Origin of the sequence: Pseudomonas sp. NPDC089554 (genome assembly GCF_050280645.1) — a bacterium.
In the GTDB taxonomy this organism is placed as follows: domain Bacteria; phylum Pseudomonadota; class Gammaproteobacteria; order Pseudomonadales; family Pseudomonadaceae; genus Aquipseudomonas.
In genome coordinates, this window is record NZ_JBNNVR010000056.1 from 16158 (window position 1) to 35495 (window position 19338).

Genomic DNA, 19338 nt, shown 5'->3' on the forward strand with positions numbered 1-19338 from the left:
CTCAGCACTCGTCATCCTTCCAGGGCGCTTGCAGGTACCGGGTGCGGTTGAAGGTCTCCAGCCACTCGGGACAGAACACCACCAGCGCACTCACCACCATGCCGTTGATGAACGCCTCCGGGAACATCATCAGCCACAGGTAGCCCACGAAATCGCCCAGCCATTCCGGCATGGCGAAGCGCCCATCCAGCCATAGCAGCCCCAACGCTGCCAGCAGGCACAGCAAGGTGGCCAGTGCGGCGGCGAAGAACCCCGAACAGAAGATATAGACGAACAGGTTGCGTGGCTGCGCACGTTCCACCAGCAGCGCGCACACTTCGGTCACCAGCACCGGCAGGCCGATGAACAGCAGGCCGTTCACCCCCAGGGCAGCCAGGTCCTGGCGGCCCAGCGCCAGCAAGCCGAGCTGGGCGATAAAGCCGCCGAGCACCGCCAGCGGCCAGTCCAGTAGCAGGGTCACGGCAGTCATGCCGATGAAGTGGTAGGAAACGCCGGTGTCGAAATCGCGCCGCACCAACCACAGGGCGAACAGCGCGAACATCGTGCCGAACAGCAGGTGCTGGCGCCGACGGTCGCTGAACAACTCGACCCAGCCGGTACGCGCCGCCGCCCAGAGCAGCAGCGGAACGTACGCCAGCCAGCCGATGCTCAGGCTGAGGGTGGACAAGACCTGTGCGCTGATCACCTCGACCTCACGTAGGTGTGGGACTGTTCCGAGTCTACACCTGATTCCCCTACCTGATTCCTACGAGCAAACAGGACCTTATCGTTCACAATTGCAGGCTAAGCTTGTTCCATGGATGACTCAGACTACCTGCGCCTGCTCACCATCCAGGCCGAACAAGCCAATGCGTTCCTGTCCAATGCCCGCAAATGGGAACGCGAGCGTTGGGTCTGCCAGCGCCTGCTGCAAGGGCTGAACATTCCCTACCGCAGCGAGGACTTCACCCCCGCCGGGCAAGAGCCACCAGACGTGCTGTTTCGCGATGCGGCGTTCGAGGTGTTCTTCGTGCTCGACGAGGGGCGCCGGCTCAACGACGAATGGCGCGAAGAACTGCAACGCCGACGCAGCGCATTCTCCCTGAGCCAGCTGGTGCGCCGCGAAGCCCGCCCCCGGCGGATCAGCGCCCAGGAGTTGTTGGCGCGCCTGGCACCCACCCTGCGCAAGAAGTCACACAACTACCGCGAACGCGGGCTGGACCTGAGCGAGCTGGACATCATCGCCTTCGCCAGCCTCAAGCGCGAAGTGCTCGACCTCAATAGCCATTTCCCGCCGCCCACCGAGTACCTGCGCCAGGGTTGGCGCTCGTTGTCGCTGGTGGGGCCGACCTTCGCCCGGGTGCTGTTCGCCCACCCCGACGCGCCAGATTTTTTGCGCGGCAACCTGGGGCGCAGCATCGTGTTCGATGTAGGTATCAGTCTTTGATCCGCTACCGAGTGCATTTGCGATGGCGAACACTCGGCGGCGCAGATGAAAGGTATTATCATTCGTTCCAGCCGCTTGCGGGAACGTTGTAGCGTTCGCGCAATCCCATGCGTCTACACACGAGGCCCACCATGACCAGCCGACTGAATCCGGAAGATCAGCGTCGCGTCGATGAGTATCTGCGAGCCCCCCAGCACCAAGTCGAGCGCAAGCCTTTCAGGCCGTTGCTGCTCCTTGGCCTGGTGGTGGCCGTAACCATTGCTCTGGGCCTCCTCAGCCGCCTGCTGAGTGGACTGGCGCTATGAGCTGCCTTGCGCTCGCCCTCTCCACTCGCCAGTTACGGCTCACGAATTCCGTAAAACTTGTGAGATATCCCCATGACTCATCGCATCGTGATTGTCGGCGGCGGCGCCGGCGGCCTGGAACTGGCGACCCGCCTGGGTAAGACCCTCGGCAAGCGTAAGCAGGCCGAAGTAACCCTGGTAGACGCCAACCTGACGCACATCTGGAAACCGCTGCTGCACGAAGTGGCCGCCGGCTCCCTGAACTCCTCGGAAGACGAGCTGAACTACGTGGCCCAGGCCAAGTGGAACCACTTCGGCTTCCAACTGGGCCGCATGAGCGGCCTGGACCGCGAAGGCAAGCAGATCCAACTGGCCGCCACCCTCGACGAAGAGGGCCGTGAGCTGCTGCCCGCGCGTACCCTGGGCTACGACACCCTGGTGATCGCGGTGGGCAGCAACACCAACGACTTCGGCACCCTGGGCGCGGCGCAGCACTGCCTGTTCCTCGACAGCCGCAAGCAGGCCGAGCGTTTCCACCAGCAGTTGCTCAACCACTACCTGCGTGCCCACGCGGGCGATGTGGCCAGCGAGAAGATCAGCGTGGCCATCGTCGGCGCCGGTGCCACCGGCGTGGAGCTGGCCGCCGAGCTGCACAACGCGGCCCACGAGCTGGCGGCCTATGGCCTGGACCGCATCCAGCCCCAGGACATGCACATCACCCTGATCGAGGCAGGCCCACGCGTGCTGCCGGCGCTGCCGGAGCGCATCAGCGTGCCGGTGCACAAGACCCTGGAAAAACTCGGGGTGACGGTGATGACCAACGCGGCGGTCAGCGAAGTGACCGAGGACGGCCTGAAGACCGCCAGCGGCGAGGTGATCCAGGCCAGCCTGAAGGTGTGGGCGGCGGGCATTCGGGCGCCGGGGTTCCTGAAGGATATCGACGGGCTGGAAACCAACCGCATCAACCAGCTGCTGGTACGCCCTACCCTGCAAACCACGCTGGATGACGACATCTTCGCCTTCGGCGACTGCGCGGCCTGCCCGCAGCCGGGCAGCGACCGCAATGTGCCGCCTCGTGCCCAGGCGGCGCACCAGCAGGCTTCGATGCTGGCCAAGAGCTTGAAGGCGCGTTTGGAGAACAAGCCGTTGCCGACCTATGCGTACAAGGACTACGGCTCGCTGGTGTCGCTGTCGCGGTTCTCGGCGGTGGGTAACCTGATGGGCAACCTGACCGGTAGCGTGATGCTGGAGGGGTGGTTGGCGCGGATGTTCTATGTGTCGCTGTACCGCATGCACCAGATGGCGCTGTATGGCACCTTCCGCACCCTGATGCTGATGCTGGGCAGCAAGATCGGGCGCGGGACTGAGCCGCGGTTGAAGTTGCACTGATTCCGAGGTGGATGGCACCGGCTGCGCCGGTGTTCGCGGGCAAGCCCGCTCCTACAGGTACTGCGCTGCCCTGAAAAACGGCGCTTTACCTGTAGGAGCGGGCTTGCCCGCGAAGAAATCACCGCAATGAATGGCCTAGAGCGCTACACCACCATCCCATCGAACGCCACATGCACGCTGCTCGGCAGGCTGTGCGCATGCTCCATCAACCACGCATCCAGCGTATGCCCCACATGGGTCAGCAACGCATGCTTCGGGGCCAGGCGCTCGATGATGCCCAACGCCAATGTGAGGTCGTTGTGGTTACGCGGCGCCACCGGCTGCGGCGGCATCGAGCAATCCAGCACCAGCGCATCCAGCGCGTTTCCCTCAAGGTGCGCGTAGGTCTCTTCCGGCAGCCCCACGGTATCCGTGAGGTAGGCGATACGCCTGCCCTCCCCCTCCAGCAAATACCCGAACGTCGGCTTGGAATGCACCAGCGGCAGGGCCGTTACCGCCAACTCACCCAACAATCGACGCTCGAACGCGGCGAACGGCTGGCTGAAATCCAGGATGCCTGGGTGCTTGTACAAGTCGGCCAGGCCTTCGGGGTCTGCCGGCCCATGCACCGGCACCACCAAGCCCTGCCCCCAGCGCAAATGCAGCAGGCCCTGGGCGTGGTCGGCGTGGTAGTGGGTTTGCAGAATGCCGTCGAAACTGCGTGGCGGGAAACGCTCGGTCAGATCGGGCAGACCGCTGTCGAGCAACCAGCGTTGACCCGCGCACTCGACCAACCCACTGCACGGCAGACGCCGATGCTGTGCGGCCTGCCGAGCGCGCTCGCAGGCGCGGCAGGTGCAGCCGTACACCGGCACCTGACGGGCATCGCCGGTGCCGAGCAGGGTCAGGCGCATACCTGCTCCAGGTGCGCCAGCAAGCGCGCGACGGTGTCGGCCAAGGGGCCGGAGTTGTCCAGCACCAGCACCGAAGCATCGAGGGCGAACACATCGCTGGCGAAGCGGGCGTTACGCGCCAGGCGCGCCTCCACTTCCACCGGCAACTCGCGACCGCGGGCCAACAGGCGCTGGCGCAGCACGTCCTCTGCCACCGTCAGCAGCACCACCTGCATGTCGGGGTAGCGCTGCTGGGCCTGGGCCAGGTAGCCGCGCGAACCGTTCACCAACACGTCGTGCCCTTGCGCCAGCCAGGTGTCGATTTCCTGGGGAATGCCGTAGTACAGCCCATTGGCCTGCCAGTGCAGGGCGAAGGCGCCGTCGCCGCGCATCTGCTCGAACTGCGCCGCGCTCACCGCCAGCGCCGCTTCGCCCATGGCCTCGGCGGAGCGGGTGATCACCCGCCGGGCGATGCAGCAACCGCGCGCGGTCAGGGCCTCGCGGGCGGCGTCGAGCAGGCTGTCCTTGCCCGAGCCCGAGGGCCCGACCAGGTAGATCAGGCGGCCAGTCATCAGAACACTCTCCTTGCCTCGCGCCATACCTGGCGCACCAGTGGGGTTTGCGGGTCGTGGCGTACTTGCAGCAGGTCAGCACGCAGGCCGACGCGAATATCGCCGCGGTCGTCGAGCCCCGCCGCCCGCGCCGGGGCGCCGCTGACCATCTGCACCGCCTGGGCCAGGCTGACGCCGCTGGCCTCGTCATTGCCGAGGATGAACGCTGCGTGCAGCAGGCTGGCCGGGTAGTAGTCACTGGAAAGAATATCCAGCAAGCCCAGGCGCGCCAGCTCGGCGGCGGCCACGTTACCCGAGTGCGAGCCGCCGCGCACGATGTTCGGCGCGCCCATCAGCACCTTCATGCCGAGGCGCTGGCAACTGCGCGCAGCCTCCACGGTGGTGGGGAACTCGGCGATGCTCATGCCGAATGCCGCCGACTCTTGCACGTGCTCGACGGTGGCGTCGTCGTGGCTTGCCACCGACAGGCCGCGGGCCAGGCAGTCATCGACGATGGCCTTGCGGTAGCGGTCGCTGTAGGTGCGCGAGTTGGCTACCTGCTCGACCACGAAGGCGTCCATTTGCTCGTCGCTCAAGTGGTACTTGCCCATGTAGTACTCACGGTACTTGGCTTCCAGGGCGAACTGGCGCTGGCCGGGCGAGTGGTCCATGGTGGACACAAGCTGCACCAGCGGGTGGCCGACCAGGTCGCGGAACACCGCCAGGGTGTCGGGGTGGCACACCTCGCAGCGCAGGTGCAGGCGGTGCTCGGCGCGGGTCTGCCCGGCGCCGCTGGCAGCTGCGATGGCCGCGACCATGGCAGGCAGTTGCTGCATGCGCTTGCCCTTGGGGTTCACGTCGCCGATCGACAACGCATCGAACACCGTGGTGATACCGGCGGCGATGATCTGCGCATCATGGGCCAGTACCGCCGGGGCCGAGGGCCAGTCCACGCCGGGGCGTGGGCCGAGGTACTTTTCCAGGTTATCGGTGTGCAGTTCCACCAGGCCCGGCAGCAGGTAGTCGCCTTCGAGGTCCAGGGCCTGGGGCAGTTGGCTGTTGCCGGGGTCGAGCGCCGCGATCAGGCCGTCGCGCAGCAGCACGCTGCCGTGGAATTCGCCGTCGGCGGTCACGATTCGGGCGTTGCTCAGAATGGTCTCGTTCATGCCGAAAGCTCCTGTTCACTCATGTCCAGCCAACGGTCGGCCACTGCCTCGCAGGCCTGGCGGTCGTGGAAAATGCCGATCACCGCGCTGCCGGCGGCCTTGGCTTCGTCGATCAGCGCCAGCACCACCTGGCGGTTGCGCTCGTCCAGCGAGGCGGTGGGTTCGTCGAGCAGCAGCACGGGCCATTCGACCATGAAGCCGCAGGCGATGTTGACGCGCTGCTGCTCGCCGCCGGAGAAGGTGCCGGGGGCCAACTGCCAGAGGCGTTCGGGAATGTTCAGGCGGCTCAGCAGGGCCTCGGCGCGGGCCTGGGCCTGGGGCTTACTCCAGCCGCGGGCCAGGGCGGGCTCCATCACCACGTCGAGGGTGGCGACGCGAGGGATCACCCGCAGGAACTGGCTCACGTAACCCAGAGTGCGCTGGCGCACGCCCAGCACCTCGCGGGGCTCTGCGCCCACCAGCTCCAGCCAGCTGCCGTCGTGGCGCACGCGGATGCTCCCGCCAGCGGCCAGGTAGTTGCCGTAGAGGGTGCGTAGCAAGGTGCTCTTGCCCGCGCCCGAGGGGCCATTCAGCACCAGGCATTCGCCGGCGTTCACGCTGAACGACAGCGCGCTCAGCACGTTGAGCACCAGGCCGTGGTGCTGGTGCAGGGTGAAGGTCTTGGACAGGCCGGTGACCTCGATGGATGTGTTCATGCGCTCGGCTCCGTCGCCAATCATGGTTGCAATACCGAAGACACCAGTAGTTGCGAATACGGGTGCTGGGGGTCGTCCAGCACCTGGTCGGTCAGCCCGCTCTCCACTACCCGCGAGCGGCGCATCACCATCAGCCGGTCGGCCAGCAGGCGCGCCACGGCCAGGTCGTGGGTGACGATCACCACGGCAAGATCCAGCTCACGCACCAGGCCGCGCATCAGGTCGAGCAGGCGCGCCTGCACCGACACGTCCAGCCCGCCGGTGGGTTCGTCCATGAACACCAGGCGCGGCGACGACACCAGGTTGCGGGCGATCTGCAGACGCTGCTGCATGCCGCCGGAGAAGGTGCGCGGCAGGTCGTCGATACGCGCCGGGTCGATCTCCACCTGTTGCAGCCAGTCCAGGCCCGCCTGGCGCAGTTGCTGGTAGTGCCGCGCGCCCTGGGCCATCAGGCGCTCGCCGATGTTGGCGCCGGCCGACACGGCCATGCGCAGGCCATCACGCGGGTTCTGCTCGACGAAGCCCCACTCGGTGCGTAGCAAGGTGCGGCGCTCGGCTTCGCTGGCCTGGTACAGGTCCAGCCAGTGGTCGTCGCGGCTGCGATAACGCACGCTGCCGGCATCTGGCGGGCAGCGGCCGCTGAGCAGCGACAGCAAGGTGGACTTGCCCGAACCCGACTCGCCGACGATGCCCAGCACTTCGCCGGGGTACAGCTTGAAGCTCACGTCCTGGCAGCCCTTCTCCGGGCCGTAGAGCTTGCCCAGGCCATCCACTTCCAGCAGTGGCAGGTGGCGGGCGGTAGTGGTTTGGATGGCGGCAAGCGCCGGTGCGCCAATCATGGCTGTTCCCCCTGCGGGTTCGCGCGCTGGGCGCAGTAGTCGGTGTCAGAGCAGACGAAGCGCTGGGTGCCGGCGTCGTCGACGATCAACTCGTCGAGGAACGACTCGCGGCTGCCGCAGATAGCGCAGGCGTGGCTCCAGCGCTGCGCCTCGAACGGGTGGTCTTCGAAGTCCAGGCTAACCACCTGGGTGTAGGGCGGCACGGCGTACAGGCGTTTCTCGCGGCCGGCACCGAACAGCATCAGCGCCGGGCTCATGTGCAGCTTGGGGTTGTCGAATTTGGGAATCGGCGAGGGGTCCATCACGTAGCGCTCATCCACGGTCACCGGGTAGGCGTAGGCGGTGGCGATATGGCCGAAGGTGGCGATGTCTTCGTACAGCTTCACGTGCATCACGCCGTAGTCGCCCAGCGCGTGCATGGTGCGGGTCTCGCTTTCGGACGGTTCGATGAAGCGCAGCGGCTCGGGGATCGGCACCTGGAACACCAGGATCTGGTCTTCGTGCAGCGGCGTTTCCGGAATGCGGTGGCGGGTCTGGATGATGCTCGCCTCGGGGGTGCGCTCGGTGGTGGCGACGCCTGCGGTGCGAGCGAAGAAGCGGCGGATCGACACGGCGTTGGTGGTGTCATCGGCGCCCTGGTCGATCACCTTGAGGGTGTCGTCGGCGCCAAGAATCGCAGCGGTCAGTTGCATGCCGCCGGTGCCCCAGCCATAAGGCAGCGGCATCTCGCGACCGCCAAAGGGCGCCTGGTAGCCGGGAATGGCCACCGCCTTGAGCAGCGCGCGGCGAATCATGCGCTTGGTCTGCTCGTCGAGGTAGGCGAAGTTGTAGGCCTGTTCAGGCGTGGTCATGGCGTTCATCAGCGGTTCTCCTGCGCGGTGTGCGGCGCGCGCAGCTTGCGCACCAGCTCAAGCTCGGCCTGGAAGTCGACGTAGTGCGGCAGTTTCAGGTGCGAGACGAAGCCCGCGGCCTCGACGTTGTCGCAGTGGGCCAGCACGAATTCTTCCTGCTGGGCAGGCGACACCACTTCCTCGGCGTACTCTTCGGCGCGCAGCGAGCGGTCCACCAGGGCCATGGCCATGGCCTTGCGCTCGGCGTGCCCGAAGGCCAGGCCATAGCCGCGGGTGAACTGCGCGGGCTCGCTGGCGGAGCCGACGAACTGGTTGACCATCTCGCACTCGGTCACTTCGATTTCGCCAATGGCGATGGGGAAGCCGAGCTCTTCAGGCTCCAGCCACACCTCTACTTCACCAATGCGAATCTCGCCGGCGAACGGGTGGTTGCGGCCATAGCCGCGCTGGGTGGAGTAGCCCAGCGCCAGCAGGAAGCCCTCGTCACCACGCGCCAACGCTTGCAGGCGCTCGGCGCGGTTGGCCGGGTACTCCAGCGGCTCACGGGTGATGTCCGGCACCGGGGTGCCGAGGTCGGCTTCTTCCTTGATCAGGCCTTCGCGCGCCAGCAGGTCGAGCACGTGCGGGCAGGCCTCGACGGCTTTCGCCTCGCGGGTGTCGGGGCCGGGGAACTCGCCTTCGGCCAGCAGGGTGAAATCCAGCAGGCGATGGGTGTAGTCGAAGGTCGGGCCGAGGCGCTGGCCGCCGGGCAGGTCCTTGAAGGTCGCGGAAATGCGGCGGGCCAAGTGCATCTGCGCGGTGTCGATGGGCAGGCTGGCGCCGAAGCGTGGCAGCGTGGTGCGGTAGGCGCGCAGCAGGAAGATCGCTTCCACCAGGTCTCCGGCGGACTGCTTGATCGCCAAGGCGGCGAGCTGCGGGTCGTACAGCGAGCCTTCGGTCATCACCCGGGCGACCGCCAGGGGCAGTTGCTGGCGTACTTGTTCTACGTCCAGCTCGGCGATGGCGGTGTCGCCCCGGCGCTGCTTGGCCAGCAGGCGGTGGGCATTGTCGATGGCCTGTTCGCCACCTTTCACGGCTACGTACATCAGGCACGCTCCTGTGGGTCGATGCGGGTGCTGCGGGGCAGGCCGAGCAGTTGCTCGCCTGCGATGAACAGCAGGTCGAGGCCGCGTGGGAAGGCTTGTCGGGCGGCACGTTCGCGCCAGAACTCGGTGGCGACTGGCAGGGCTACCGGTTGCTGCTCGCGGATGCCGGGACCTTGCCATTGGGTCAGGGCGCCACCGTCCAGGGCGGGCAGTTGGACCAGCAAGGTGCAGGACTGGTCCGGATAACGATCGCTGCCGCTGTCGAAGCCGTTCAGGTCGTCCAGGCCGCTGGCGTTGAGCAGGGCGAAACGTGCCTGGCTGCGCTCGGCGACGATCGGGCAACCGCAGTGAAAGCCCAGGTTGGCGCGAATGGCCGGGGTGTCGAAGGCCGGCGCCAGCCACAGCGGCGTGTCGCCGTCGAGCAAGGCCAGGCACAGGGCGTAGGTAGCCGGGTGCAGGCCGCTCAAGGGTGCAGGCAGGTAGGCACTGGCCAATGCCTGGGGCTGGCCGGGGTTGGCCAAGGCCTTGAGCGCCACGCGGAAACTGCGCTGGGCATCCAGCACCGGGTCGGCGAAGGCCGGTTGCAACAGGGCACTGCTCATGGGTTTTCTCCTCGAACCAGGGTGAAGAACTCCACCCGGGTGGCGGCGGTTTCGGCTTCACGTTGCGCGCGGCGTTCGGCCTGGGCCTGGGCCAGCGGGTCGATCAGCAGCGCCTGCCAATGGGCCTGGCGGGGGCCTTGCAGGTGGGCGTCGGCCAGCGCGGCCAGTTCGGCACTGCGCTTGTCGCGCCCGGCCAGGTAGCTGTAGCCAGTGCGGCCATCGGCCAGGCGCACCACGCAGCGGGTGATGGTCATCTCGCCGAGGTTGAATGGCGCACCGCTGGCGCCCATGCGGCCACGTACCAGGGCCATGCCGATTTCCGGGGCGCGAATCAGTTGGTACTCGGCATCGCGCAAGGCGGCTTCATGGCGGCCAAGTTCGTCGGGCTGGGCGCGGCCAAGCACGCCGATCCAGTGCTGGCGGGCTGCCTGCTGGGGTTGGGTTGCGGTCATGGGTGTCTCCCTCAGGTCGTGACCTGGTACTGGAAGCGGTCGGAGCGGCTGATGGAGTAGGCGATCTCCACCGGTTGGCCGCTCGCGTCGCGGGAAAGGGTGAGCACGCTGAGCACCGGCATGTGCCGGGGCATCAGCAGTTCGGCGGCCTCGTCGCGGCTGGGCAGACGCGCGCCGATCACGCTGAAGGCCCGCGACAGCGGCAGCTGGCGCTCGGCGAAGTAGGCGCGCACCGAACCGCCCTGGTAGTCGGCGAGAAATGCCGCGCGGCTGGCGCAATAGCGGTGGCGGATCAGGCTGACGGGCTGGTCGTCGAGGTGGCGCAGGGTGTGCAGTTCGATCAATGCCGACTGCTCGGCCAGGCCCAGGTGGCCGGCCTCTTCGAGGCTGGCGCGGCACGGCCTGCGTTGCAGCAGCTGCGCCTGCACGCCCAGGCCCTGGGCCGACAGCGACTGGCTGTAGGCGCTTTCGGCAGCCACCGGGTACACCAGCGGGCGCGACAGCACTTGGGTGCCCTTGCCCTGGCGGCGCAGCAGGCAGCCTTCCTGCACCAGCTCGTCCACCGCGCGGCGCAGGGTGTGGCGGTTGACCTTGAAGCGCGCCGCCAGCTGCACCTCGGCGGGCAGGAAGTCGCCGGCGCGGTAGTCGGCCAGCTCCCGGCGCAGGGTGGCGGCCAGTTCCAGGTAGATCGGCTCGGCTTGTCTAGACATTTCCATCGTTTAAAAAAGGGCCAATGCCCTCTCCTGTCGTTCGTATCAGATGAACTGCTTGCGCAGGCGCTGGGAAGCCACGTCGATCAGGCTGACCACCAGAATGATCACCAGCAGGACCGAACAGGTCTGGGTGAACTGGAAGGCGCGGATGTTTTCCCACAGCAACACGCCGATACCCCCTGCCCCGACCATGCCGACCACAGTGGCCGAGCGAACGTTCGACTCGAAGCGGTACAGCGCGTAGGAAATCCACAGTGGCAACACCTGCGGAATCACCCCGAACACCACTTCCTGCACAGCGCTGGCACCGGTGGCGCGCACGCCTTCGACCGGGCCTGGGTCAATCGCTTCCACCGCTTCGGCGAACAGCTTGGCCAGCACCCCGGTGGTGCTGATCCACAGTGCCAGCACGCCGGCGAACGGGCCCAGGCCCACGGCCACCACGAACAACATGGCGAACACCATTTCGTTGATCGAGCGGCAGGCGTCCATGCAGCGGCGCAGCGGCTGGTGCACCCACCAGGGGGTGATGTTGTCGGCGCACAAAATGCCCAGCGGAATGGCGCAGACGATGGCCAGCAGCGTGCCCCACAGGGCGATGTGCACGGTCACCAGCATTTCCTTGAGGTAGCTGCGCCACTCGGTGAAATCGGGTGGGAAGAAGTCAGCGGCGAAGGTGGCCATGTTGCCGCTGTCGCGCAGCAGCGCCTGGGGGTTCATTTCGGCGCCGTTCCAGGCCCAGGCCATCACGGCGGCGAACAGCCCCCAGCCCAGGTAGGTGGACCAGCCACGCCGCTCGGCGGTCGGGGTGGCGATCGCGGATGTGTTCATCGGGTCGTCCTCTGTGAGAGGGCGCGGCGGTAGGCCGCGCCCCGTGGGTCAGCCGGCGCGGGCGGTGGCTTTCTGGTCCAGTTCGGAAATGCGCTGTTGCAGCTTGGCCAGGCCGTCGTCGAGTTCCTTGAGGCGCTTGGCTTTCTCCTCTGCGGACAAGCCAGTGCTGGCCAGCACTTCGTTGCGCTGCTTGTAGAGGTCGAGCTGACGGATGGTCAGCAACTGGTCGTCGTTGGAGTCGCGGAACTTGCCCATCTGCATGTTGGTGAGCACGGCCTTTTCTTCGGCGCTATCGCCGTAGCTGGCGAAGAACTCACGCACCTTGGCCTTGGTCGCGTCGCTCATGCCCTTGCGCCACACCATCGGGTCGGACGGGATCAGCGGCGACTTCCAGATCACCTTCAACTGTGCGGCCTTGTCCGGCTGTGTGACGGCCAGGCGGTCCCAGCTCTCGGTGTTGAAAGTGGCAACATCCACCTGGCCCTTGGCAACGCTCAAGGCGTTGACCTCGTGGCTGGAATTCAAAGTGCGCTTGAAGATCTTGCTGGGGTCGACGTTGTTCTGGGCGAACACGTAGTAGCCGGGCACCAGGTAGCCGGAGGTGGAGTTCGGGTCGCCATTGCCGAAGGTGAGCTGCTTGGCATGCTTGAGCAGGTAGTCGACCGAATCCACCGGGCTGTCCTTGCGTGCGATCAGCACGCTCCAGTAGCCCGGCGCGCCGTTGGCGGCGACGGTCTGGGCGAAGATCTCGCCGCCCGCGCGGTCCACCGCTTCCATGGCCGCCTTGTTGCCCAGCCAGGCCACGTCGACCTTGTCGAAGCGCATGCCCTGGATCAGGCCTGCGTAGTCGGAAGCGAAGGTGGCGTTGACCTTCAGGCCAGTCTTCTTGGCCATGTCGTCGAGGAACGGCTGCCAGATGCTCTTGAGGTTCTGCGACGACTCGGTGGACATGATGCCGAAGTTGAGCGTGGCGTCGTCCGCCTGGGCGTTGCCCAGCAGGCTGCTGGCCAGCAACGCGGCGGTGGCGCAGGCGCGACCGAAACGGTTGAACATGATGAGCTCCTGAATGCGTGGGGGGCGTGGGAAAGCGTTGGGTCAGGCGCGGGCCAGGGTCAGCGGCGCGGCGCGGTGCTGCGCGGCATGGCCGCCGAACATCAGGCTGGCGCCTTCGTCGGCGCCATACAGGTCGTTGAGGAAATCGGGTTTCAGGTGCGTGGCGGCGCCGTCGAAATGAATGCGCCCGGCCTTCAGCGCGACACTGCGCGGGCAATAGCGCACGGCGTAATCCACCTGATGCAGGGTCACCACCACGGTCTTGCCGTCGCGGCGGTTGATGTCGGCGAGAATCTCCATGACCTTGCGCGCCGACTCGGGGTCGAGGGAGGCGATGGGCTCATCGGCCAGGATTACTTCGGCGCGCTGGGTCAGGGCGCGGGCGATGGCCACACGCTGCTGCTGGCCGCCAGACAAGGTCGAGGCGCGTTGCTGGGCACGATCGGCCAGGCCGACACGCTCCAGGGCCTGCATGGCACGCTGTTTCTCTTCGGCATTGAACAGGCCCAGGGTGCCGCGCCAGCGCGGCATGCGGCCCAGGCCACCGAGCAGCACGTTGTGCAGCACGCTCAGGCGCGCCACCAGGTTGAACTGCTGGAAGATGTAGCCGATGTCGGCGCGCTGGCGGCGCAGGGTGCGGCTCATGCGGCCATCGCACTGCACGTCGCGGCCCAGCACCTGGATACTGCCGCCATTGTGCTTGTCGCAGCTGGCCAGGCCCGCCAGGTGGCGCAGCAAGGTGGACTTGCCGGAACCGGAGGCGCCGATCAGGGCGACCATTTCGCCGGGTTGGATCGACAACGACACATCCAGCAACGCGGGCTTGTGGGCGAAGGACTTGTTCAGATGGTCGATCTGGATGGCTGCGTTCATGGGCGGTCTCTGTCTTGTCAGGTGAACAGGCCGGCCAGCCATAGGCCGGGTTCGTTTGCACATGAACCTAGGCGCGATGTGTGGCAGTTCGGTGAAGTGAGGGTTACCGCAGGCTGACAGTGGGATGACGGTTCGATGTCAGCGGGAAGAGGTGCAGGTGGACAACTGCGGGGGATGGGGTCTGGGTGGGGGGATGGCGGCTAGACAACCGGGCGGGTTGTCTAGACACCAGAGGAAAACTACCGTTCGTCGGTTTTTTTTTTGAAATACCGCTATCAGTGCTCCGCTTCACGCAACCGCCGCCACGCCTGCGGGGTCACGCCCAACTGTCGGCGGAAGGCGCGAATGAAATGCGACTGGTCGCAAAAGCCATGGCTCAGTGCGATGTCGGTGAGCGAGGTGTCGGTGGTGAGCATGATCTGCCGGGCCGAGGCGATGCGGCAGCGGGCAATGTAGAGCAGCGGTGTGGAGCCGAAGGTGTTCTTGAAGCAATGCGAGAAGTGACTGGTGCTCAAGCCCACCAGTGCCGCGAGCTGTGCAGTACGGATAGGCGTATCGAGGTGCGCACTGATGTAGTCCGCGACCCGGTCGGCCTGCCACCGGAGCAGGCAGCCTGGGCTGGTCTTGGTGGAGTGCTCGTCCTGCTGCAACAACGCCAGCGCGCGGCCCACGTATTCGCAGGCCAGCGCGGGGTCCGCCTGCAGGGACTGCTGGGCCTCGCGCAACAACGCCATGACGTTGTCGAAAGCGGGAACATCGGCACTACAAGGCACTTGGCCGCGTTCCTCGTGGGTCGAGGTATCGGCATGCAAGTTGGCACGCATGGTTATGCTCCACTTCGGGCTCTTGTGTTTTGCGTGGCGTCGCTTGTGGCAACACGCACCTACAAATCTTAGGGCCCAAGGCAGCCAGGCATAAGCAACAAAGGGGGGAGTATTACCCCCCTCAAAAGTGGGGTGTCAGACGACGATGATGCCGCGCTGGATGGCCAGGGTCACCGCATGGGTGCGGTTGTTGGCCCCCAGCTTGTCCATGATGCTGCGCAGGTGACCCTTGATGGTGTCCTCGGAAATCGCCAGCTCCTGGGCAATCTGCTTGTTCGGCCTGCCCATGGCCACGCACTGCAACACCTGGATCTCGCGGGGGGTCAGCGACTCCTGGCCCAGTTGCCCCAGTAGCTCGCTGGCGATCTCCATGGGCACATGCCGCTTGCCCGCCGCAATCGCGCGGATCGCTTCGAGCAACTCCTTGCGCAAGCTGCTCTTGAGCAGGTAGCCGAACGCGCCCGCCTGGATCGCTTGCATGGCCCTGACATCACCGCGGTAGGTGGTGAGAATGGCGATGCGCGCCTCGGGGAAGTCGCTGCGGATGGCCTGGATCGCCTGGATGCCATCGAGCAGCGGCATTTGCAGGTCCATCAGGGTGACATCGGGCCTGAGCATGCGAAACAGCTGGACCGCCTCGCAGCCATTGGTGGCCTGGGCGACCAGCTCGATGTCCGGTTGTGACTCGAGCACGGCGGCGATGCCCTCGCGCAGCAAGGGGTGGTCATCGGCCACCATCACACGAATCACGTTCTTTTCCGACTCCACGCTCACCTCCTCCATTTATTCAACGCCCTCAGCCACAGGCCCAGCCGACGCGGGAAGCGACGATAGGCCATCAGGGCCGGTATCGACAGGTGCACTTCGGTACCCCGGTCGGTACTGCGTTGAATGCACAGCTTCGCACCAATCTTGCCGGCCCGCTCCTGCATGCCGTGCAGTCCCCAGTGCCTCGGGCGTATGTTGGGGGGCAGGTACAGCGGATCGATGCCGTCGCCATCGTCGACCACGCTGAGCCGGAACTGCTGGCGGCCATAATCGAGGCGCAGCTCGATGTGCCGCGCGTTGGCATGGCGAAACGCATTCATGATCGCCTCACGCCCGATGCGGTAGCTTTCCTCGCACACGATGGGGTGCAACTCGCGCAGCAAGCCTTCGCGGGTCACGCTGAAGCGCGCAGCCCCCGGCAGGTGCAGTTCGCTGGTGACGGCGGCGAGTGCATCGCCAAGGTTGACTGCGGGCTCGCTCAGGTCACGCAGGTCGTTGACCATGTCGCGCGCCTCCACCAGCACCTGCTCGGCGCGGTCGAGCGCACGTTCCATGCGCAATCGCTCCGGGTGGCTGGGGGGCATCTGCCCGGCGGAGGCCTGGAAGCTCAGCAGCAGGCCCTGCACGCCTTGCAACAAGGTGTCGTGCAGTTCACGGGCAATCCGTTCGCGCTCCATGTGCCGACCTTCCAGGCGAGCCAGCAACTGGGCCGCCGCGCGCTGCATACGCAGCCGGTGCAAGCCCCACAACAGGCTCGCCGAGGCCAGCGCGCACAGCACCAGGAACCATGGCGTGCGGTAGAACACGGGGCGAATGCTGAAAGCCAGCACCGTCTCTGCGTCACTCTGCACGCCATCCTGGTTCACCGCGACCACCCGGAACCGATAGCTGCCAGGCCCAAGTTCGGTGTAGATAGCCGAGCGCTCCGCGCCCACCTCCTGCCACTGCGCGTCGACCCCTTCGAGCTGGTAACGAAAGTGCAGGCTCTGCTGGCCGGACAGGCTAGGCGCGGAATAGCTGATCTCGATGCGTCGGGTTTGTGCCGGCAGCCCGGTCCTCTGCTTGGGCGTCAGCTCACTGCCGTCCACGTTAAACGACTCGATCCGCACCTGGGGCACGGGCTTGCTGTACAGGTGCCCCTTGGGGTCGATCCACACCAGGCCGTTGCTGGTGCTGAACCACAGGCGGCCCTCGGCGCAGCGCACCCCGGTCGGTAACGCCAGGACCTGGTGCGGGTCGTTGGCCAGGCCACCGACTGTTTCGAAGCTGTGATAGCGAACCGGGTAGTTCGGGTCGCCAAACGCGCGCTGCAACTCCTGGGCGGTCAGCTGGAAGATGCCGGCCTTGCTTTGCAGCCACAGGTCATAGCCGCCGGCCTGCTGCTGGCTGGGCGCGGTGACGATCGCGTAGACGTTCTCGAACAGGCCGTTGTCCGGCAATTGCAGGTGCTGGAAACGGTTGTCGCGGAAAAACGCCAGGCCACGCTGGCCACCCACCCAGGTGACGTCTTGCGCATGCTGCATGGCAGTCACGTGGCCGACTTGCAGGCCATCGCCTTCTCCCCAGTGCCGTTCGCCCTGTTCATCACGGGTGACGATCAGGTTGTTGCGGTAGCCGAACCACAACCGGCCGTTACGGTCGGTGCTGGCGGTCACCGGCATCACCTGCGTGGGGTCGTCGCTAGGCGGGGCTTGCTTGGACCATTGCCCATCGCGCAAAACGAACAGCCCCCTGCGGTTGAGCGACAACCACAGGTTGCCGGCCGGGTCGCGGGTCATGGCGCGCACCGCCGAGTCCGGCAGGCCTGGGGTCGGCAGCGACGCTACCCGCTCGACCTGCTCGCCCCGCGCGCGCCAGATGCCGTTGTTGCCGGCCATCCAGACGCTCCCCAGGGCATCGGTGAAGACGCTGCTGATCGGTGCCGGAACCTCCACGCTGGCCAGGCTGCTGAGGTCCTGGCGCAACACCTGCCGGTTGCTCGAGCCGATCCACAGCGCGCCGTCCTTGTCAGCGGCCAGGGCGAGGTTGCGCACGCCGGGCGGCAACCCTGCCGGCACCACTACACGTGGCTGGAAGCGGTCGAGCCCGCTGCTGGAGCCGACCCAGACATTGCCATCGGCATCTTCGAGAAAACGGATGACGTAGTTGCTGCTCAGGCCGTCCTTCACGCCAAATCTCGCCTGCCCGGCCAATGCCCCCGGCAACCCATGCACCTCATGGCTTTTCGCTGGTGCCAGGTAGCGCACACCCTCGCCAGCGGTGCCGAGCCAGAGCCCGCCACGGCTGTCGAACAGCAGCGCGTTGGCGCCGTCGTTGGGGGATGCTTGCACCAGGCCCTTGCCATCGCGCAGTTGGATGCGGCGCAAGTCACCGTCGTAGCGTTCGGTGAGCCAAATGGCCCCGTCGGGGCCTTCGGTCATCTGGTTCACCCAGCCGACCGCCACACCGGCGTCGACGAAGCTGTCACTGCCGATCGGCAGGTAGAACAGCCGTTCTTCATTGGCCGCCCATACCGTGCCGTCGCGCGCCACGAGCATGGCCCTGGCATGCTGGCCGGGGAAACCTCGCTCGGCACCGATACGCTGCCAGGCCTTGCCGTCGAAACGTGCCAGACCATCGGTGACAGCAGCCCACACCGCGCCGCTGCGGTCCTTGGCAATGCTGTAGACCACGCCGGCAGGCAGCCCCCCACCCACCGGGTAGTGGGTCAGGCCGCGGTCGCTCACCAGGCTGATGCCGCCCATGCGCCGACCGACCCACAGGCCTTCATCTTCGGCCTGCAGTACGGAAATGATGCCCAACGTGCTGCCATCCGGCGGTGTGTAGCGGGTAAAGCGCAGCCCGTCGAAGCGGTAGAGCGAATCGTTGGTGCCCATCCACAAGTAGCCATCGCGGGTCTGGGCCAGGGCGCCGACCTGGCTGGGGCCGTCGCCTGCGACCGTCCAGCGGTGGTGCTCGACCTTGTCCAGCCCGGAAGGGGCAGCCACTGCGGTATTGCACAGCCAGAACAGCCAGGCCGCCAGCAGGCAGCACAGCATGGTGAGATAGCCGCGCCGAGTCCTTTGCCAAACAACGTTCGAACAACCGCTTGGGTATGTGCAGACCACACTTGCCACTAATTGGATCCTGAATTTGCAGCGAAAAGGCTGAAAAACAACTCAGTTGAGTGTGCACCCATCTGTAGGCGTAGTCAGCGACTATCGCCCCGAGCAGTGCAGTAGAAAGCTCGCGAAAGGGCCAGAACAGGCGGAGCGACAGAAGGGGCCATGTTACTGGCCCCTTCTTGCCATCTCAGGTCAGAACGCGAAGCACGAACACCCCATCGCCCCCCAGAACCCTTGGTAGTCACTGACCGGCACCGTCGAATGCCGCGCCTTCTCATGGCTGTGCGCATGCACCCCACAAGGCCCCGAGCACTGGTGCACCACCGCCGCCAGCGACGGCGCACCTGCACGCCAGTGCCCCGGCACCTTGGCCACCGGCGACCACTCCGGCAGCACTGGCACCTGCGGCGGGCCGAGCTTGTCGAACTCCGCGGCGCCATACACCACGTTGCCGTCGACGATGGTCAGCACCGACTCGATGCCCTTGATCGCTTCTTCATCGACGCTGAAGAAGTCCAGCGACAGCGCCGCCAGGTCCGCCAACTGGCCGACCTTGATCTGGCCTTTCTTGCCCTGCTCGCTGGAGAACCAGGCGCTGCCCTGGGTGAACAGCTGCAATGCGGTGTCGCGGCTCAGCCCTTCGGGGTACAGCGCCAGCCCACCGACAGTCTTGCCGCTGACCAGCCAGTACAGCGAGGTCCAGGGGTTGTAGCTGGACACGCGAGTAGCGTCGGTGCCCGCGCCCACCGGCACGCCCATGTCGAGCATGCGCTTGATCGGCGGGGTCTGCTCGGCGGCCTTGGCGCCATAACGCTCGACAAAATACTCACCCTGCAAGGCCATGCGGTCCTGGATCGCGATGCCGCCGCCCAGGGCGCGCACCCGCTCGATGTTCTGCGGGGTGATGGTTTCGGCGTGGTCGAAGAACCATGGCAAGCCGTTGAACGGGATGTCGCGGTT

The 19338-nt window shown here is 66.2% G+C and carries 21 protein-coding genes; 3 read left to right on the top strand and 18 right to left on the bottom strand.

The genetic code is table 11. The features are described from left to right. Position 1: 1 nt before the first annotated feature. A complete protein-coding gene (locus tag ACQKPE_RS16785) occupies positions 2-685 on the bottom strand; it encodes an energy-coupling factor ABC transporter permease (protein ID WP_427667559.1) in 684 nt (227 codons plus the stop codon). Positions 686-796: 111 nt separating this feature from the next. On the opposite strand from ACQKPE_RS16785, the gene ACQKPE_RS16790 reads away from it, so the two are divergent. The 3 genes from ACQKPE_RS16790 to ACQKPE_RS16800 all read left to right on the top strand — a co-directional run bounded on the left by ACQKPE_RS16790 (position 797) and on the right by ACQKPE_RS16800 (position 3099). Continuing rightward, complete coding sequence (locus ACQKPE_RS16790; RefSeq protein ID WP_275635324.1) at positions 797-1426, top strand: DUF1780 domain-containing protein; 630 nt, start codon at positions 797-799, stop codon at positions 1424-1426. 131 nt (positions 1427-1557) lie between these two features. After that, positions 1558-1731 (top strand): DUF3094 family protein, encoded by a 174-nt coding sequence (locus tag ACQKPE_RS16795; RefSeq protein ID WP_427667560.1) that lies wholly within the window; start codon positions 1558-1560, stop codon positions 1729-1731. Between the two features lie 72 nt (positions 1732-1803). Then, positions 1804-3099 carry an NAD(P)/FAD-dependent oxidoreductase gene (locus ACQKPE_RS16800; RefSeq protein ID WP_427667561.1) on the top strand — a complete coding sequence of 432 codons (1296 nt, stop codon included), beginning with the start codon at positions 1804-1806 and terminating at the stop codon, positions 3097-3099. Positions 3100-3242: 143 nt separating this feature from the next. On the opposite strand, the gene phnP is transcribed toward ACQKPE_RS16800, so the two are convergent. The 17 genes from phnP to ACQKPE_RS16885 all read right to left on the bottom strand — a co-directional run. Then, positions 3243-3992 (bottom strand): phosphonate metabolism protein PhnP, encoded by a 750-nt coding sequence (gene phnP / locus ACQKPE_RS16805; RefSeq protein ID WP_427667563.1) that lies wholly within the window; start codon positions 3990-3992, stop codon positions 3243-3245. After that, the gene (gene phnN / locus ACQKPE_RS16810; RefSeq protein ID WP_427667565.1) at positions 3983-4543 is read right to left on the bottom strand and encodes a phosphonate metabolism protein/1,5-bisphosphokinase (PRPP-forming) PhnN; all 561 of its coding nucleotides are present in this window, start codon (positions 4541-4543) and stop codon (positions 3983-3985) included. Before phnN ends, phnP begins: the two co-directional genes overlap by 10 nt. Continuing rightward, positions 4543-5688 (bottom strand): alpha-D-ribose 1-methylphosphonate 5-triphosphate diphosphatase, encoded by a 1146-nt coding sequence (locus ACQKPE_RS16815; RefSeq protein WP_427667566.1) that lies wholly within the window; start codon positions 5686-5688, stop codon positions 4543-4545. The genes phnN and ACQKPE_RS16815 overlap by 1 nt, the downstream gene beginning before the upstream one ends. Then, positions 5685-6383 (bottom strand): phosphonate C-P lyase system protein PhnL, encoded by a 699-nt coding sequence (gene phnL, locus ACQKPE_RS16820; protein WP_427667568.1) that lies wholly within the window; start codon positions 6381-6383, stop codon positions 5685-5687. The genes ACQKPE_RS16815 and phnL overlap by 4 nt, the downstream gene beginning before the upstream one ends. A 20-nt stretch (positions 6384-6403) precedes the next feature. Further along, positions 6404-7222 (bottom strand): phosphonate C-P lyase system protein PhnK, encoded by an 819-nt coding sequence (phnK, locus tag ACQKPE_RS16825; RefSeq protein WP_427667570.1) that lies wholly within the window; start codon positions 7220-7222, stop codon positions 6404-6406. Next, positions 7219-8082, bottom strand: coding sequence for an alpha-D-ribose 1-methylphosphonate 5-phosphate C-P-lyase PhnJ (locus tag ACQKPE_RS16830; RefSeq protein ID WP_427667572.1), 864 nt, complete (start codon positions 8080-8082; stop codon positions 7219-7221). Before ACQKPE_RS16830 ends, phnK begins: the two co-directional genes overlap by 4 nt. After that, positions 8082-9158, bottom strand: a complete 1077-nt coding sequence (locus ACQKPE_RS16835; protein WP_427667574.1) for a carbon-phosphorus lyase complex subunit PhnI — start codon at positions 9156-9158, stop codon at positions 8082-8084. Before ACQKPE_RS16835 ends, ACQKPE_RS16830 begins: the two co-directional genes overlap by 1 nt. After that, complete coding sequence (gene phnH / locus ACQKPE_RS16840) at positions 9158-9760, bottom strand: phosphonate C-P lyase system protein PhnH (RefSeq protein WP_427667575.1); 603 nt, start codon at positions 9758-9760, stop codon at positions 9158-9160. The genes ACQKPE_RS16835 and phnH overlap by 1 nt, the downstream gene beginning before the upstream one ends. Beyond that, on the bottom strand, positions 9757-10212 hold the full coding sequence (phnG, locus tag ACQKPE_RS16845) for a phosphonate C-P lyase system protein PhnG (RefSeq protein ID WP_427667577.1): 456 nt from the start codon (positions 10210-10212) through the stop codon (positions 9757-9759). The genes phnH and phnG overlap by 4 nt, the downstream gene beginning before the upstream one ends. Positions 10213-10223: 11 nt before the next feature. Beyond that, a complete protein-coding gene (gene phnF, locus ACQKPE_RS16850) occupies positions 10224-10928 on the bottom strand; it encodes a phosphonate metabolism transcriptional regulator PhnF (RefSeq protein ID WP_427667578.1) in 705 nt (234 codons plus the stop codon). Positions 10929-10967: 39 nt separating this feature from the next. Then, positions 10968-11756 (bottom strand): phosphonate ABC transporter, permease protein PhnE, encoded by a 789-nt coding sequence (gene phnE, locus ACQKPE_RS16855; protein ID WP_375101689.1) that lies wholly within the window; start codon positions 11754-11756, stop codon positions 10968-10970. Between the two features lie 48 nt (positions 11757-11804). Next, positions 11805-12809 carry a phosphonate ABC transporter substrate-binding protein gene (gene phnD / locus ACQKPE_RS16860; protein WP_427667581.1) on the bottom strand — a complete coding sequence of 335 codons (1005 nt, stop codon included), beginning with the start codon at positions 12807-12809 and terminating at the stop codon, positions 11805-11807. Positions 12810-12851: 42 nt separating this feature from the next. Then, a complete protein-coding gene (gene phnC / locus ACQKPE_RS16865) occupies positions 12852-13682 on the bottom strand; it encodes a phosphonate ABC transporter ATP-binding protein (protein WP_427667582.1) in 831 nt (276 codons plus the stop codon). A gap of 275 nt (positions 13683-13957) precedes the next feature. Continuing rightward, positions 13958-14506 carry a helix-turn-helix transcriptional regulator gene (locus ACQKPE_RS16870; protein WP_427667584.1) on the bottom strand — a complete coding sequence of 183 codons (549 nt, stop codon included), beginning with the start codon at positions 14504-14506 and terminating at the stop codon, positions 13958-13960. A 135-nt stretch (positions 14507-14641) separates the two neighbouring features. After that, positions 14642-15289 (bottom strand): response regulator transcription factor, encoded by a 648-nt coding sequence (locus ACQKPE_RS16875; protein ID WP_427667586.1) that lies wholly within the window; start codon positions 15287-15289, stop codon positions 14642-14644. After that, positions 15277-18312 carry a two-component regulator propeller domain-containing protein gene (locus ACQKPE_RS16880; protein ID WP_427667588.1) on the bottom strand — a complete coding sequence of 1012 codons (3036 nt, stop codon included), beginning with the start codon at positions 18310-18312 and terminating at the stop codon, positions 15277-15279. Before ACQKPE_RS16880 ends, ACQKPE_RS16875 begins: the two co-directional genes overlap by 13 nt. A 258-nt stretch (positions 18313-18570) precedes the next feature. After that, a partial coding sequence (locus ACQKPE_RS16885; RefSeq protein WP_427667590.1) for an amidohydrolase family protein occupies positions 18571-19338 on the bottom strand: 768 nt, incomplete at its 5' end.

Bases quoted from the DNA above. Each gene is read 5' to 3' on its own strand.
- ACQKPE_RS16815 (WP_427667566.1), bottom strand. From the start codon at position 5,688: ATGAACGAGACCATTCTGAGCAACGCCCGAATCGTGACCGCCGACGGC.
- phnL (WP_427667568.1), bottom strand. From the start codon at position 6,383: ATGAACACATCCATCGAGGTCACCGGCCTGTCCAAGACCTTCACCCTG.
- phnP (WP_427667563.1), bottom strand. From the start codon at position 3,992: ATGCGCCTGACCCTGCTCGGCACCGGCGATGCCCGTCAGGTGCCGGTG.
- ACQKPE_RS16880 (WP_427667588.1), bottom strand. From the start codon at position 18,312: ATGCTGTGCTGCCTGCTGGCGGCCTGGCTGTTCTGGCTGTGCAATACC.
- ACQKPE_RS16875 (WP_427667586.1), bottom strand. From the start codon at position 15,289: ATGGAGGAGGTGAGCGTGGAGTCGGAAAAGAACGTGATTCGTGTGATG.
- phnG (WP_427667577.1), bottom strand. From the start codon at position 10,212: ATGACCGCAACCCAACCCCAGCAGGCAGCCCGCCAGCACTGGATCGGC.
- ACQKPE_RS16800 (WP_427667561.1), top strand. From the start codon at position 1,804: ATGACTCATCGCATCGTGATTGTCGGCGGCGGCGCCGGCGGCCTGGAA.
- phnF (WP_427667578.1), bottom strand. From the start codon at position 10,928: ATGGAAATGTCTAGACAAGCCGAGCCGATCTACCTGGAACTGGCCGCC.
- ACQKPE_RS16835 (WP_427667574.1), bottom strand. From the start codon at position 9,158: ATGTACGTAGCCGTGAAAGGTGGCGAACAGGCCATCGACAATGCCCAC.
- phnH (WP_427667575.1), bottom strand. From the start codon at position 9,760: ATGAGCAGTGCCCTGTTGCAACCGGCCTTCGCCGACCCGGTGCTGGAT.
- phnE (WP_375101689.1), bottom strand. From the start codon at position 11,756: ATGAACACATCCGCGATCGCCACCCCGACCGCCGAGCGGCGTGGCTGG.
- phnK (WP_427667570.1), bottom strand. From the start codon at position 7,222: ATGATTGGCGCACCGGCGCTTGCCGCCATCCAAACCACTACCGCCCGC.
- ACQKPE_RS16830 (WP_427667572.1), bottom strand. From the start codon at position 8,082: ATGAACGCCATGACCACGCCTGAACAGGCCTACAACTTCGCCTACCTC.
- phnD (WP_427667581.1), bottom strand. From the start codon at position 12,809: ATGTTCAACCGTTTCGGTCGCGCCTGCGCCACCGCCGCGTTGCTGGCC.
- ACQKPE_RS16795 (WP_427667560.1), top strand. From the start codon at position 1,558: ATGACCAGCCGACTGAATCCGGAAGATCAGCGTCGCGTCGATGAGTAT.
- ACQKPE_RS16790 (WP_275635324.1), top strand. From the start codon at position 797: ATGGATGACTCAGACTACCTGCGCCTGCTCACCATCCAGGCCGAACAA.
- phnC (WP_427667582.1), bottom strand. From the start codon at position 13,682: ATGAACGCAGCCATCCAGATCGACCATCTGAACAAGTCCTTCGCCCAC.
- ACQKPE_RS16870 (WP_427667584.1), bottom strand. From the start codon at position 14,506: ATGCGTGCCAACTTGCATGCCGATACCTCGACCCACGAGGAACGCGGC.
- phnN (WP_427667565.1), bottom strand. From the start codon at position 4,543: ATGACTGGCCGCCTGATCTACCTGGTCGGGCCCTCGGGCTCGGGCAAG.